At 70.5% G+C, this 12,622-nt stretch carries 13 protein-coding genes; 3 read left to right on the top strand and 10 right to left on the bottom strand.

Features of this window, described 5'->3' with window-relative positions:
- Nucleotides 1-3: 3 nt before the first annotated feature.
- Together QP119_RS08445 and QP119_RS08440 are read left to right on the top strand one after the other, a co-directional pair.
- The gene (locus tag QP119_RS08445; protein WP_284775264.1) at nucleotides 4-507 is read left to right on the top strand and encodes a DUF2505 domain-containing protein; all 504 of its coding nucleotides are present in this window, start codon (nucleotides 4-6) and stop codon (nucleotides 505-507) included.
- Between the two features lie 150 nt (nucleotides 508-657).
- Complete coding sequence (locus QP119_RS08440; protein WP_284775319.1) at nucleotides 658-1,560, top strand: DUF2993 domain-containing protein; 903 nt, start codon at nucleotides 658-660, stop codon at nucleotides 1,558-1,560.
- Between the two features lie 93 nt (nucleotides 1,561-1,653).
- Here the strand turns inward: QP119_RS08440 and QP119_RS08435 are convergent, their stop codons facing one another.
- The 8 genes from QP119_RS08435 to QP119_RS08400 all read right to left on the bottom strand — a co-directional run bounded on the left by QP119_RS08435 (nucleotide 1,654) and on the right by QP119_RS08400 (nucleotide 9,048).
- Nucleotides 1,654-2,334 carry a hypothetical protein gene (locus QP119_RS08435; RefSeq protein WP_284775262.1) on the bottom strand — a complete coding sequence of 227 codons (681 nt, stop codon included), beginning with the start codon at nucleotides 2,332-2,334 and terminating at the stop codon, nucleotides 1,654-1,656.
- Nucleotides 2,331-2,627 (bottom strand): DUF2516 family protein, encoded by a 297-nt coding sequence (locus QP119_RS08430; RefSeq protein ID WP_423777783.1) that lies wholly within the window; start codon nucleotides 2,625-2,627, stop codon nucleotides 2,331-2,333. The genes QP119_RS08435 and QP119_RS08430 overlap by 4 nt, the downstream gene beginning before the upstream one ends.
- 28 nt (nucleotides 2,628-2,655) lie before the next feature.
- Complete coding sequence (locus tag QP119_RS08425; protein WP_284775261.1) at nucleotides 2,656-3,291, bottom strand: CGLAU_01105 family protein; 636 nt, start codon at nucleotides 3,289-3,291, stop codon at nucleotides 2,656-2,658.
- A gap of 98 nt (nucleotides 3,292-3,389) precedes the next feature.
- Nucleotides 3,390-4,772: a DUF445 domain-containing protein gene (locus QP119_RS08420; RefSeq protein ID WP_284775259.1), complete on the bottom strand. Its 1,383-nt coding sequence runs from the start codon at nucleotides 4,770-4,772 to the stop codon at nucleotides 3,390-3,392.
- A gap of 290 nt (nucleotides 4,773-5,062) precedes the next feature.
- Nucleotides 5,063-5,422 (bottom strand): hypothetical protein, encoded by a 360-nt coding sequence (locus tag QP119_RS08415; RefSeq protein WP_284775257.1) that lies wholly within the window; start codon nucleotides 5,420-5,422, stop codon nucleotides 5,063-5,065.
- Between the two features lie 45 nt (nucleotides 5,423-5,467).
- On the bottom strand, nucleotides 5,468-6,217 hold the full coding sequence (locus QP119_RS08410; protein WP_284775256.1) for a succinate dehydrogenase/fumarate reductase iron-sulfur subunit: 750 nt from the start codon (nucleotides 6,215-6,217) through the stop codon (nucleotides 5,468-5,470).
- Nucleotides 6,217-8,229 carry a fumarate reductase/succinate dehydrogenase flavoprotein subunit gene (locus QP119_RS08405; RefSeq protein WP_284775255.1) on the bottom strand — a complete coding sequence of 671 codons (2,013 nt, stop codon included), beginning with the start codon at nucleotides 8,227-8,229 and terminating at the stop codon, nucleotides 6,217-6,219. Before QP119_RS08405 ends, QP119_RS08410 begins: the two co-directional genes overlap by 1 nt.
- A 48-nt stretch (nucleotides 8,230-8,277) precedes the next feature.
- Nucleotides 8,278-9,048 (bottom strand): succinate dehydrogenase cytochrome b subunit, encoded by a 771-nt coding sequence (locus tag QP119_RS08400; RefSeq protein ID WP_284775253.1) that lies wholly within the window; start codon nucleotides 9,046-9,048, stop codon nucleotides 8,278-8,280.
- 365 nt (nucleotides 9,049-9,413) lie between these two features.
- Between QP119_RS08400 and ramB the strand changes: the two genes are divergently transcribed.
- A complete protein-coding gene (ramB, locus tag QP119_RS08395) occupies nucleotides 9,414-10,874 on the top strand; it encodes an acetate metabolism transcriptional regulator RamB (protein WP_284775251.1) in 1,461 nt (486 codons plus the stop codon).
- A 102-nt stretch (nucleotides 10,875-10,976) separates the two neighbouring features.
- On the opposite strand, the gene ybaK is transcribed toward ramB, so the two are convergent.
- Nucleotides 10,977-11,495: a Cys-tRNA(Pro) deacylase gene (gene ybaK, locus QP119_RS08390; RefSeq protein WP_284775250.1), complete on the bottom strand. Its 519-nt coding sequence runs from the start codon at nucleotides 11,493-11,495 to the stop codon at nucleotides 10,977-10,979.
- A gap of 14 nt (nucleotides 11,496-11,509) precedes the next feature.
- Nucleotides 11,510-12,583 carry a hypothetical protein gene (locus QP119_RS08385; RefSeq protein WP_284775248.1) on the bottom strand — a complete coding sequence of 358 codons (1,074 nt, stop codon included), beginning with the start codon at nucleotides 12,581-12,583 and terminating at the stop codon, nucleotides 11,510-11,512.
- Between the last annotated feature and the right edge of the window lie 39 nt (nucleotides 12,584-12,622).

Here is a 12,622-nt window from a genome sequence, read left to right as displayed (position 1 = left end):
GCCATGGCTACCCGTAGCGAGACAACCGTCACCATCAACCAGCCGGTCGAGAAGGTCCACGCCGCCCTCACCAACGAGGAGTTCTGGAAGTTCGACGTGGCCAACCTCTCCCCCGAGCCGGGCGAGGTCCACGAGTACGCCGCCACCGACGGCGGCGGCGAGGCGACCCTCTTCGAGGTCCTGCCCCTGGAGGTCCTCCCCGAGGCCGTGCGCTCCATGATCTCCCAGGCGCTCAAGGTCAAGCGCGTCGTCACCGTCGGCCCGCTCGAGGACGGCAACGTCAACCTCGACTACACCGCCGACGTCAAGGGCACCCCCGTCAGCTACGAGGGCGAGGGCACCGTCTCCGGCGACGGCGAGACCACCACCATCGACTACGACAACGAGGTCAGCGTCAACATCCCGTTCATGGGCGACGCCATCGAGCCGAAGGTCTCCGAGGCCCTCGGCGAGATCCTCGAGAACGAGGCCAAGCTCATCGAGCGGTGGATCGGCGACAACCTCTGATCTGCACCTGATCCGACCAGGCCGAGGCCCGGTCGCCCGCCCCGGGGCCCTCCCCGGGTGGGTGACCGGGCTTTCGCGTGCGGTTGACATGTGACTTTCAGGGGCACCACGTGGACCCGCGAGGGTCGGATGCGTCACACTGGTCAGGTGATGAAGACCCTGTGGAAGACCCTGCTCATCGTGGCGGTGGTGCTCCTGGCGCTGCTGCTCGTCGCCGAGATCGGCCTGCGCTGGTACCTGGGATCGCAGATGAAGACCCAGTTCCGCGAGGCCACCGAGGCCCAGGGCGTGACCGCCGAGGCCGACCCGGAGGTCTCCTTCGGGGCGGGCCCGCTGACCCTCGGCGTGCTGCGCGGGGTGATCCCGCAGATGGACATCGACACCCCGGAGTCACTCAAGATCACCGGCACCGACGCCGGCTCCCCCGAGGTCAGCGGCACCCCGGCGGCGAAGGTGCACGTCACCGACCTGGACCTGACCGACCAGGACAATCCGGTGGCCGGGCACCTGAAGGCCACGACCGACGTGCCCGACGAGTTCATGCTCGCCGCCATCCAGCGCGCCTTCGAGCAGGCCGGCTCCCGTTCCACCTCGGGTACCCGGGTCTCGGACGGGCAGAGCCTGGCCGAGGGGATCATGCGCCAGCTGATCAAGGTCACCGACGTCACCTCGGACCCGGAGTCACAGGCCCTCGAGCTCGAGTTCACCGACGGCGCGGCGACGCTGAAGATGCAGCCGCAGGTCGCCGACGGCACCGTGACCTTCAACGTGCTGGGCACCACGTTCTTCGGCTTCGACCTGCCCGAGGAGGTCACCGAGATGATCGAGCAGGCCCTGCAGGGCTCCGTCGACGACGCCGTGGACCCCGCCTCGACCGGCGGGCTGCGCGTCGAGGAGTTCCGCGTCGTCGACGGCGGCGCGGTGGTCACCGTCAGCGGTGACGACGTCCCGCTCTCCGAGGCGAGCGCCCCCGCCGAGCTGGGCGCCGGGCAGAGCGCGCACGCGAATGCGGCGGCGGTGGAGCCCCCGCGGCGCACCCCGGTGGCCGCCTAGTCGGGTGACGGCGCTGCGCGCCTGAATTGACGACGCCCCGCCGCGCCCCCGGCGGGCGCGCACGCGCGGCGTCGGCGGGTGCGCCGACGGTGCTCAGCGCGCGGCGTCGGCAAGCAACGGGTAGGGATCCGTGAGGAAGACGCGGCCGGCGCCCGCCTCGAGCGCGCCCGCGGCGGCCTCAGCGTCGCCGAGCAGGGCGTCAACGCGGGTGGCGGTGCCGCCCAGGCCCGCGCGGCACTCGAGCACGCGGCGATCCAGGTCCTCGGCGCTTTCGCGGGCGTCGAGCACCACGGCGTCGACGCCGGCGCGCGCGGCCGTGCGCACCAGGTACTCGAGCCCCGAGCCTGCTGTGGCCGCGGGCAGGAGCACGCCGAGCCAGACCTGCTCGGAGACGGCCTCGCGGGCGGTGACCAGGCGGGTGAGCACGGCGTTCTCGCCGCCGTGGGCGACCACCGCCGGGTCGAGGCCCAGCAGCACGCCGACGGCGCCGAACTGCACGGCCAGGCGCGCCTCGGAGGCGGCGACGAGGTCGTGCTGGCGGCCGTAGGGGAAACCGCAGGTCGCGATGACGGGTGCCGCAGAGTCGTCCTCGCCGGTGTCCGGGGGCAGCCAGCCCGAGGGCGCGAGCACGGCGCCCAGGCCGGCCTGACCGGCGCGCGCGGCGGCCTGCCGCACGGTCTGCGCGGGGGTCGTGTCCGGCACGGCGCCGGGTGCCGTCAGGTCGACGCCCAGGCGTGCCGGGGCGGCGGCTGCGGCGTTCGCCTCGGGGCTCACCAGCCGCCGGACCCGTTGATCAGGGAACGCAGCTGCGGGCGGACGTCCCACCAGTACAGGCCGATGATGACCAGCCCGATCCAGGACAGGAAGATCAGCGGCTGGCCGATGACCACGAAGAACGCGGAGAGCACGAGCAGGCCCACCCAGACCCACTTCTGCTGGCGGTCGGCGGCCGTGAACGCGTCCTCACGCGTCGTCGCCGCCTGTACGGCACCGATCAGCCCGAAGATGCCCGCAATCGCGTACAGGGCGAACTTGAACCAGTTCAGGGCCGTCAGCAGGACCGCCACTCCACCCAATGTCAAAAGTCAACCTCTCCTAGTTACCGGTACGGCCGTCGTCCACGACCTCGCCGTCGATGATATCGGGAGTGCCGGTGTCGCCGGCGGCCGCGTCCTCGGCGCCGTTCGCGCCGGCGGCACCGTTCGCGCCGTCGCCGTCCGTGCCGCCGCCGAGGATCTCATCGAGCCGGCGGCGCAGGTCGGTCAGGCGCTCGCCCACCCCGCCGTCGGAGGCGTCGTCGATACCGGCGCGCAGGCGCTTGAGCGCGCCGTCGACGGCGGCGCGCAGCGCGGAGGCGGCGTCGGTGACCGCGGCGCGGGCCTCGGCCGGGCGGCCGGACTCGGCGGTGCGGTCGCCGGCCTCATGCAGCCGCGCGGTCAGCTCGGAGACGTACGCCTCGACCTCGTCGGCCAGGCGCGAACCGGCGGCCTTGGCGTCGTCGACACCGTGGATCTCGCCGAGGGCGTCGCTGACCTGCCGGGAGGCCTCCTTGATGCGGTCGATCAGGCCGGGGCTCTCGGTCTCGGCGGCGTGCCGGCCGGACGGGGCCGCGTCGTCACCGCGCAGGTTGCCGGCGAATTCGCTGATCACGCCGCGCAGGCTGCGCGCCGCCTCCCCGATTCGGTCGAGGGGTTCGTTGCTGCGGTCCGGGCCGTCGGTGGGGTTGGTCATGGGGAGTCCTTCCTCGGTCTCCGGCGGCGTCGGGTTCGCCGGCGCCCCGGCTGCGGTGTCGTTGCGGTGGTGCGAACGGGAGGCGCCCCCGGCGTGAGTCACACGCCGAAGAGCAGCTGCGACCCAGTGTAAATAACAAGTCCGGCCAGCGCCCCGACGACGGTTCCGTTCAGTCGGATGAACTGCAGGTCCTTGCCCACCATCAGCTCGATCTTGTCACTGGCCTCCTTGGCGTCCCAGCCGTGGACGGTCTCGGCGATGATGCCGGTGATCTGGTCGGAATAGTTCTCCGCCAGGAAGGCCGCGGCGCCGACCACCCGCCGGTTGACGGAGTCGCGCAGGGCGGGGTCGGTCTCGAGGCGCTCGCCCCACTCGCGGGCCAGCCCGGCGATGCGACGGCGCAGCGCGGAGTCGGGGTCGGCGGCGGCCTCGGAGAGCAGCTCGGAGCCGCGGTCCCAGATGGCCGCGGCGGCCTCACGCACGGGCCGCGAGGACATCACGCCGGTCTTCCAGCGCTCGACACGCGCGATCATGGCGGGGTCGTGCTGCAGGTCCCGGGTGAACTCCGCCAGGCGGCGGCGCAGCGCCTGCCGCGCCGGGTGGGCGGGGTCGGCGGCGACGTCGGCGGTGAACTTGGCCAGCTCGCGGTAGATCTTCTCGCCGACGAGGTTGTTGACGAAGCGGGGCGCCCAGACCGGCTTGCGCTGGTCGACGAGGTCGACGATGAGCTCCTCGGAGCCCTGGACGGCGCGGTCGGCCCACCCGACGGCCTCGTCGATGAGCGGGTCGAGCTTGCCCTCCTTGATCAGCTCGGCGAGCATGCGCCCGATCGGCGGGCCCCACTCGGGCTCGGCGATGCGCTGGATGACGCTGCGGTCGATGACCTCGCGCGCCTCCTCCGGGTCGACGGCCGCCACGGCGTTGCCCAGCAGTCGGCCCGCCTCGGCGGAGACCCGCTCCGCGCTCTCGGGGCGCGCCAGCCACTCGCCGAGGCGCCGGGCGATGTCCGCGGCGGCGATCTTCTCGGTGATCAGCTCGGCGTTGAGGAAGTTCTCGCCGACGAAGCCGGAGAGCGCGTCGCCGAGCTGGTCCTTCTTGCGCGGGATCAGCGCGGTGTGCGGGATGGGCAGGCCCATCGGGTGGCGGAAGAGCGCGGTGACGGCGAACCAGTCGGCCAGCCCGCCGACCATGCCGGCCTCGGCGGCCGCGCGCACGTAGCCGACCCAGACAGGCGCCCCGTCGGGTCGGGCCTGCCACCAGGCGCAGCCGATGAAGATTGTGGCGGCGACCACGAGCAGCCCGGTGACGAGCGCCTTGTGGCGGCGCAGCGCGGCGCGGCGCTCGGCCTCGACCTCGGGGCTGGGCCCGGGCATCGCGCGGTGGGTGGTGCCGGCGGGCGCTGCGACGTCGACGGCACCGGAATCGGTACCGGGGCCGGACGCGGCGGTGTCGCCTGCGGGCAGGAGTTCATGTCGTCCCATGCGGCCATTATCCCCCGCCGCGGCACGCTGACCGCGGGCGGCCTCAGAGCATGTCGACGCCGGCGGCGATCAGCTGCACGGCGACGATCAGCGTGATCAGCGCGGCGCAGATCATCCCGATCTTGCGGAGCATCCCGGTCCTCCTCCCTGGCGCTCGACCCGCCCCCACGCTACCGGCGCCGTGCGTGCAGCAGAAAGCGGCGCGGGCGGCTCCCCGTTGAGGGAACCTGCCGCGCCGCCTGGAGGTGCCGGGGCGAGATCGACCCGGACGTGCGCGCGAAGGCGCCGGGCTAGTTCTTGCGCCCGGTCTCCTTCCGGTACTGGAAGTACTTGCTGCGTCCGCTGTAGATCAGGGAGGACCCGACGCCCAGGGCGATGACCGCCAGGACGATACCGATGATCAGGTACGTCGTGGTCGGGAATTCGAAGGACGCGCTACGCGTCTGCATGGCACCGACCCACAGCAGCATGCCGAGCGGGGCGAGACCGGCCAGGACCATGCCCATGCCGATCCAGGTGCGGGAGCGCACGAGCGACGAGTGCGGCGCGGCGAAGCTGACCGGGTCGTAGCCCTCGATGTAGTGCATCCGCCCCGTGTAGGCGGGGTGGGTCTCCGACGCCGTGTCGGCGACGACGCTGTGCTGGGACATCTGTCGACTTCCTTTTCTACGTGTCCGCCGTTGTGTTACTTCAGCTTAGTCGTCCTTGCCGCGGAAGGCGGCACGGGCGCGTTCCTTGGTGACGGCCGCCACTGCCGAGAGCGGGACGCCCGCCGGGCAGACGTCGGCGCACTCGCCGTAGAGCGAGCAGTGGCCGAAGTCCTGCTCGAGCTGGTCGACCATGTTGCGGGCGCGGCGGCCGCGCTCCTCCTTGCCCAGCGGGAGCTTGGACAGGTGGGTGAGCTTGGCGCCGGTGAACAGGTGGGCCGCACCGTTCGGGCAGGCGGAGACGCAGGCGCCGCAGCCGATGCAGGCGGCATGGTCCAGCGACCACTCGGCGAGCTGGTGGTTCTCGTGGAGCGTGTCGGCGTCCGGGGCGGTACCCGCGTTGATCGAGACGTAGCCGCCCTGCTCCATGACCTGGTCGAGGGCGGAGCGGTCGACGACCATGTCCTTGATGATCGGGAACGCGGCCGAGCGGAACGGCTCGATCTTCAGCGTGTCACCGTCGTTGTAGTTGAACAGGCGCTGCTGGCACGCTGGCGAGTTCTTGCCGGCGCCGTGCGGACGACCGTTGACGGTCAGACCACAGGTACCGCAGATGCCCTCACGGCAGTCGGAGGCGAAGGCGAAGGGCTCCTTGCCCTGCTCGATCAGCTTCCCGTTCACGTGGTCGAGAAGCTCCAGAATCGACATCTGCTCAACCGCGTCGTCGACGTCGAGAGACTCGAAGGCGCCGTCCTGGGTCGGCCCGGCCTGACGCCAGATCTCAAGATGAAGTTTCATTACTTGTAGTTCCTTGTCTGCAGCGGGATCGATTCGAAGTGCAGGGGCTCGGCGTGGCGGATGAACTTGCCCTCGCCGTTGTCCTCCCATGCCGAGACGAAGCACCAGTGCTCGTCGTCGCGCTCGGCCTCACCCTCGTCGGAGAGATGGTCGAGGCGGTAGTGGGCGCCGCAGGACTCGTCGCGGTCCAGGGCGTCGACGCACATCAGCTCGGCGAGCGTGAAGTAGTCGTAGAGGCGCAGGGTGCGCTCCAGGACCTGGTTCATCTCGTCGCCGCGGCCCGGCACGCGCACGTTCTTCATGAAGTCGGCGCGCAGTTCGCGGATCTTGGCGATGCCGTCGCGGGTGGTGTGGTCCTCACGAGCCACGCCGCACGCGTAGTACAGCAGCTTGCCCAGCTTGGTGTGGTAGTAGTCCGGGCCGTGCGGGTCCGGGCCGTCGTTGTTGAGGAAGTAGTCGATGTGCTTGCGGGCACGGTCGACGGCCTCCTGGATGGCCGGGTCGTTCTCGTCGATCAGCGGCTCGTTGAGGTGGTCGGCGAGGTAGTTCGGCACGGTGAACGGCAGGGTGAACCAGCCGTCGACCGAGGCCGACAGCAGCGAGTTCGCGCCGAGGCGGTTGGCGCCGTGGTAGGTCCACGAACACTCGCCGGCGGCGAACAGGCCGTCGATCGAGGTCATCTCGTTGAAGTCGGTCCACAGGCCGCCCATGGAGAAGTGGACGGTCGGGGCGATGCGCATCGGGCTGGTCAGCGGGTTGTCGCCGACGGCCTCGTGGTACATCTTGAACAGGTTCGAGTACCGCTCGACCACGGTGTCCTTGCCGAGGCGCTGGATGGCGTCGCGGAAGTCCAGGTACACCGAGTTGTGGTTCGGGCCGACACCCAGGTTCTTCTCGAGCTGCTGGGTGATGGCACGCGAGGCGACGTCACGGGGGACGAGGTTGCCGAAGGCCGGGTAGCGGCGCTCCAGGAAGTAGTCGCGCTCGTCCTCGGGGATGTCGTTGGGGTCGCGGTCGTCCCCCTCGGTGACCGGCGACCAGATGCGGCCGTCGTTACGCAGCGACTCCGACATCAGGATCGTCTTCGACTGCCAGTCCGCGTTGATCGGCAGGCCGGTCGGGTGGAACTGGATGAACGCCGGCGAGGCCAGGTAGGCGCCGCGCTCGTAGGCGCGCATCATGCCCGAGGAGTTCGAGTTGATGGCCAGCGTGGTCATGCCGTAGACGTTGCCGTAACCGCCGGTGGCCAGCACCACGGCGTGGCCGCGGAAGGTCTGGAGCTCGCCGTTGACCAGGTTGCGGGTCACGATGCCGCGGGCGCGCTTCACACCGTCGTGCTCGGTGATGATGAAGTCCTGCAGATCATTGTGCGTGAAGATCTCGACGTTGCCCAGGTGGATCTGCCGCTGCAGTGCAGAGGCGGTGGACAGCTGCAGCTGCTGTCCCGTCTGGCCACGGGTGTAGTAGGTGCGGGAGACCTGCACGCCGCCGAAGGAGCGGGTGGCCAGGGAGCCGCCGTACTCGCGGGCGAACGGGGCGCCGATGGCGTTCATGTGGTCGATGACGCGGACCGACTCGTAGGCCAGGCGCCAGCAGTCGGACTCGCGGCAGCGGTAGTCGCCGCCCTTGACGGTGTCCTTGACGTGGCGGTAGGCGGAGTCGTTGTCCACCTTCTTGCCGCGGGCGGCGTTGATGCCGCCTTGGGCCGCGACGGAGTGGGCGCGGCGCGGGGCGTCGTGGTAGGTGAAGGACTTCACCGTGTAACCGAGCTCGCCGAGGGCCGCGGCCGCGGCACCGCCGGAGAGACCGGTGCCGATGACGAGGATGGTGAACTTGCGGCGGTTGAGCGGCGAGACCAGGTTCATGTGGTTCTTCTGGTGCTGCCACATGTCCTTGGTCGGCACGCCCTTGGGCTCGTGCGAGTCCAGGACACTGCCGAGGCTGACGCCCTCGACGCTGCTGTCCGGTGCGGTGAACTCCGGACGTTCCTGGGTTTCAGTGTGAGTGCTCATGGAATTCCTTTTTCCTTAGTCGTCCCTTGATGGTCGCTGTCGCGTTACCTAGCTGACCCAACCGACGACGACGGAGAGCGGCAGGATGATGTTGCCGATCACGACGATCGCGGGGACGAGGTAGGCGAGGAACAGGATGACCTGACGGGTGCGCTTGCCCGTGATGCCCAGGTCGCTGGCGGCGAGCCAGATGCCGTGGGTCAGGTGCAGGAACAGCATCAGCATCGCGAAGATGTAGAAGATCGCGACCGGCCAGCGCGAGAAGCTCGCGACGACGTTGGCGTAGACCTCACCGTGCTCGAAGACGTCCGCTGCGGCCGGCTGGACACCCATGGTCAGGTCCATCAGGTGGAAGATGAGGAACAGCAGCAGGACGACGCCGGTGACCAGCATCGTGCGGGTGGCGAACGAGTTCATGCCGCCCATCAGGTTGCTGCGGCTGAACTTGCCGCGGGAGCGACGGGAACGCCCGTGCAGCGCGAACGCGCCGTAGACGTGGATGATCAGGCACGCCAGCAGGACGATGCGCAGCATCCACAGCAGCGAGGTGCGCGGGAACATGGGCTCGCCGACGGTGCGGAAGAACTCGCCGTAGATGTCGAGAGCGGGGCGGACGACACCGTGGGCGTCCTCGTGGGCGGGCAGGTAGAGCTTCAGGTTGCCCACCATGTGCACGACGACGAATGCACAGAAGATCAGGCCGGTGACGGCCATGCCGAGCTTCAGCGCCCAAGACGGGACGGCCGGCTTGTCGCGCAGGGGCTCGGTCGAGATTTTGCCGTGACGGATTGCTTCACGGTCCGGGTTTTTGACAGTCATGACACCTCCAATGTCCCCTCCAACTCTAGGGGGTCCCGCCCCGCGTTACCCACCCGTTAATGGGGGTACCCGATACGTCCGCCACCTCCCCCCCCATTTTTCCTAGGACAGGCTTACCTAGAGGTTTGGTCCCGTAGGTCCTAAAGACCGAAAATAACGGCGCGGACGATATGAGATGCAGTAGGTTTTTACTAATAGTGAGATTGGTCACCATTTATTCGACTCTCCTTTGCATCACCCCTAAAGGTGTCAACCTTTAGGTTGAAAGACCGCCGTTTCCTCCCAGTTTCCTGGCACGCGCCCCGGCGCCGCCTCCCGACGACCCCCACAGCCCGCGGGGAGGCCGGCGGCTAAGATGACGGGCCATGGGAAAGGTCTACGTGGGCAGCCGGCTGCGTCAGCTGCGCCGCGAACGCGACCTCAGCCAGGCCGCCCTCGCGGAGGCGCTCGGGCTCTCCGCCAGCTACGTCAACCAGATCGAGCACGACGTCCGCCCGCTGACCGTCGCGGTCCTCGCGCGGGTGACCGAGACCTTCGGCGTGGACGCCGCCTTCTTCTCCAGCGACGACGACTCCCGCCTCGTCGCCGAGGTCCGCGACGTCGTCCTCGACCAGGAGCTCGGCGCGCGCACCCCGGACATGCAGGAGCTCTCCGAGTTCGTCCGCCAGCACCCCGGCATCGCGCGCACCTTCGTCGAGATGCACCGCCGGTACCGCAACGTCAGCGACAAGCTCTCCCTGGCCACCGACACCCGCCGCCTGCCCGACGACGCCCACGGCGAGGACTCCCCCGGCGGCCGCCTCGGGCGCCGCAACCTCGGCATCCTGTCGACCTCCATGCCGCACGAGGAGGTCCGCGACTTCTTCTACACACGCCGCAACTACATCGACACCCTCGACCGCGCCGCAGAGGACACCGCCGCGGAGCTGAGCGTGCGCCGCTTCGGCGTCGCCGAGCTCGCCGAGACGCTGGCCCGGCGGCTCAACGAGCGCCACGGCGTGGAGATCGAGTACGTCGACCCGGCCGGCGGGGTGCTGCACAGCTTCGACCCGGAGACCCTGAGGCTGCGGCTGTCCCGCCTGCTCGACCCCGGCCAGGTCGCCTTCCGCATGGCCGCGGAGCTCGCCCACCTCGAGCAGTCCCCGCTGATCGAGCCGCTCCTCGACGACGAGGCGCTGACCGGCGAGGACTCCCGCAACCTCGCCCGCCGCGGCCTCGGCCTCTACTACGCCGCCGCCCTGACGCTGCCCTACCGGCTCTTCCACGCCGAGGCCGAGCGCACCGGCTACGACGTCGAGCTGCTCTGCCACACCTTCGGGCTGGGCTACGAGACGGTCGCCTCGCGCCTGTCCACGCTGCAACGGCCCCGCCTGACGGGCGTGCCGTTCACCTTCATCCGCGTCGACCGGGCGGGCAACGTCTCCAAGCGCCAGTCCGCCACGAGCTTCCACCTCACCCAGGCCGGCGGCACCTGCCCGCTGTGGAACGTCTACGACGCCTTCTCCCAGCCGCGCCGGATCTCGCGCCAGTTCGCGCAGATGCCCGACGGGCGCACCTACCTGTGGATCGCGCGCACCGTGCGCCACCACCAGGGCGCCTTCAACACCCCGGGCAAGCTCTTCGTCATCGGGCTGGGCTGCGAGACCCGCCATGCGCACCGCACCGTCTACGCCGAGGGCTTCGACTTCGACGACGTCTCCACGGCCGCGCGCATCGGCACCGGCTGCCGCGTGTGCACCCGCGCCGGCTGCCCGCAGCGCGCCTTCCCGCCGATCCAGTCCGAGCTGTCGATCGACCCGCACCGCTCCTCGATCGCGCCGTACTGACGCCTCTTCAATTGACGACGTCCCGGTGCGCGCCCCCGGCGCGCACCCGCGCCCGGGGTGCGTGGTGCAGCCCCGGTGACCGGCGGGACGTCGGCAATCGAGCTAGTGGTGGTGGCGGGTGAAGTCCGCGATCGCGGCGTAGGCGCCCTGCTCGCCGACGGCGGCGAGCAGGTCGTCGGGGGCCAGCGCCAGGGACCAGCCGCGGCGGCCGGCGCTGACGAAGATGTTCTCCTGCAGGATGGCGGACTCGTCGAGGAAGACGCGGTGGGGGTGCTTCTGGCCCAGCGGGGAGATGCCGCCGGCGACGTAGCCGGTGACCACCTGCGCGCGGTTGCGGTCCATCATCTCGGCGTGCTTGCCGCCGGCGGCGCGGGCGAGGTTCTTCAGGTTCAGCGTCGCGGTGGCGGGCACGATCGCGATCAGCGCCTCGTCGCCGTCGAGGACCGTCATCAGCGTCTTGAACACGGCCGCGGGGTCCACGCCGAGGTGCTCGGCGGAGTCGAGCGCGAAGCCGTCGGCGGAGTGGGCGTCGGCGTTGTAGCGCTCGAGGCGGTAGTCGATGCCCGCGGCGTCGAGCTGCTCGAGGGCGGGAGTGGCGGCGGCGGATTTCTTCTTCGACATGGTGACGTCTGATCTTACCCCCGCACCTGCTGCGAACCGTCCTCCTCGTCGTAGTAGCCGGAGCGCACGCGGCGGGCGTACTCGCGCTTGGAGTAGGTCGCGCTGCGGATGGTCACGTCACGGTCGAAGTTGGAGCCCAGCGCGCCGCCCATCGTGCCCAGGCAGGCGGCGAACCAGGCGATGGCCAGGTAGGTCGCGGGGCCGACGGGCGCGGAGATTTGCTCGGCCAGGTAGTCCGGCGGGACGACCACGACGGCGAGGAAGAGCATCATCGCCACCGCCGCCAGGTAGATCGCGCAGGTGGCCAGGCCAACGGTGCCGAGCGTGGACAGGTTGTCCAGGCGGCGCCGCCACGGCGAGACCCGCCCGCCGCGGTGCCACATGCCGTTGTGGAAGACGAGCCAGCCGCAGAGCACGGCCACCGAGACCAGCGCCGTCAGCGCCAGGCGCCACGGCGGGATCGAGTGGGCCATCTGCCAGATCGAGCCGTAGAAGATGCCGAACCCGCCGGTCGCGGCGACGGCTGCCAGGCAGCCGGTCAGCGCGCGCAGCAGCGTGGCCGGGCGGTTGCAGCGGATCATGCCGGCCAGAAGCCGCAGCCGGGCCAGCGGCCCGCGCAGGACGTGGGTGGCGGCCAGTTCGTCGTCGGAACCCTCGCCGTCGCCGCCGGTGGCGGTAGTGGTCTCACTGTCGTCCCCGGACTCCTCGGCGAAGGCGTGCAGCGCGGCGAGCTGGCGGCGCAGCCGCCGGGAGACGCCGAGGACGCCGAGCGCGGGCAGCGAGACGACGGCGACCGAGCCGTCCGGGCGGGACTGGCGGACCACGGGGCGGCGCTCGGCCGTCAGCGGCAGGTCGGTGACGTAGATCAGCCGCGACCAGCCCTCCTCGCGGCGCATCCGCTCGCCTGCCCCGGCCAGGTCCAGGTCGCCGTCGGAGTTGAGCGGCACGGTGCCGACCACCGTGCGCACTCGGTCGCGCTCCTCGACGGCGCCGCCGACGCGGGCGGCGGCCAGCCCGTCGTCGGAGACGATGCCGACGGCGGCGCCGGTTGTGGTGTCTGTCGGGGTCGTGTGGTCGGTGGAGCTCATGGCCCCAGGCTAGGAGAGCCGGCCGGGCCCGCGGTGGCG

It is taken from the genome of Corynebacterium frankenforstense (assembly GCF_030211955.1).
GTDB lineage: Bacteria > Actinomycetota > Actinomycetes > Mycobacteriales > Mycobacteriaceae > Corynebacterium > Corynebacterium frankenforstense_A.
This window is presented reverse-complemented; position numbering and strand designations above follow the sequence as displayed.

What these genes read in the sequence shown, in the direction of transcription:
- QP119_RS08440 (WP_284775319.1), top strand. Translation starts at nt 658, where the DNA reads ATGAAGACCCTGTGGAAGACCCTGCTCATCGTGGCGGTGGTGCTCCTG.
- QP119_RS08415 (WP_284775257.1), bottom strand. Translation starts at nt 5,422, where the DNA reads ATGTCCCAGCACAGCGTCGTCGCCGACACGGCGTCGGAGACCCACCCC.
- QP119_RS08400 (WP_284775253.1), bottom strand. Translation starts at nt 9,048, where the DNA reads ATGACTGTCAAAAACCCGGACCGTGAAGCAATCCGTCACGGCAAAATC.
- QP119_RS08385 (WP_284775248.1), bottom strand. Translation starts at nt 12,583, where the DNA reads ATGAGCTCCACCGACCACACGACCCCGACAGACACCACAACCGGCGCC.
- QP119_RS08420 (WP_284775259.1), bottom strand. Translation starts at nt 4,772, where the DNA reads ATGGGACGACATGAACTCCTGCCCGCAGGCGACACCGCCGCGTCCGGC.
- QP119_RS08410 (WP_284775256.1), bottom strand. Translation starts at nt 6,217, where the DNA reads ATGAAACTTCATCTTGAGATCTGGCGTCAGGCCGGGCCGACCCAGGAC.
- ramB (WP_284775251.1), top strand. Translation starts at nt 9,414, where the DNA reads ATGGGAAAGGTCTACGTGGGCAGCCGGCTGCGTCAGCTGCGCCGCGAA.
- QP119_RS08445 (WP_284775264.1), top strand. Translation starts at nt 4, where the DNA reads ATGGCTACCCGTAGCGAGACAACCGTCACCATCAACCAGCCGGTCGAG.
- ybaK (WP_284775250.1), bottom strand. Translation starts at nt 11,495, where the DNA reads ATGTCGAAGAAGAAATCCGCCGCCGCCACTCCCGCCCTCGAGCAGCTC.
- QP119_RS08425 (WP_284775261.1), bottom strand. Translation starts at nt 3,291, where the DNA reads ATGACCAACCCCACCGACGGCCCGGACCGCAGCAACGAACCCCTCGAC.
- QP119_RS08405 (WP_284775255.1), bottom strand. Translation starts at nt 8,229, where the DNA reads ATGAGCACTCACACTGAAACCCAGGAACGTCCGGAGTTCACCGCACCG.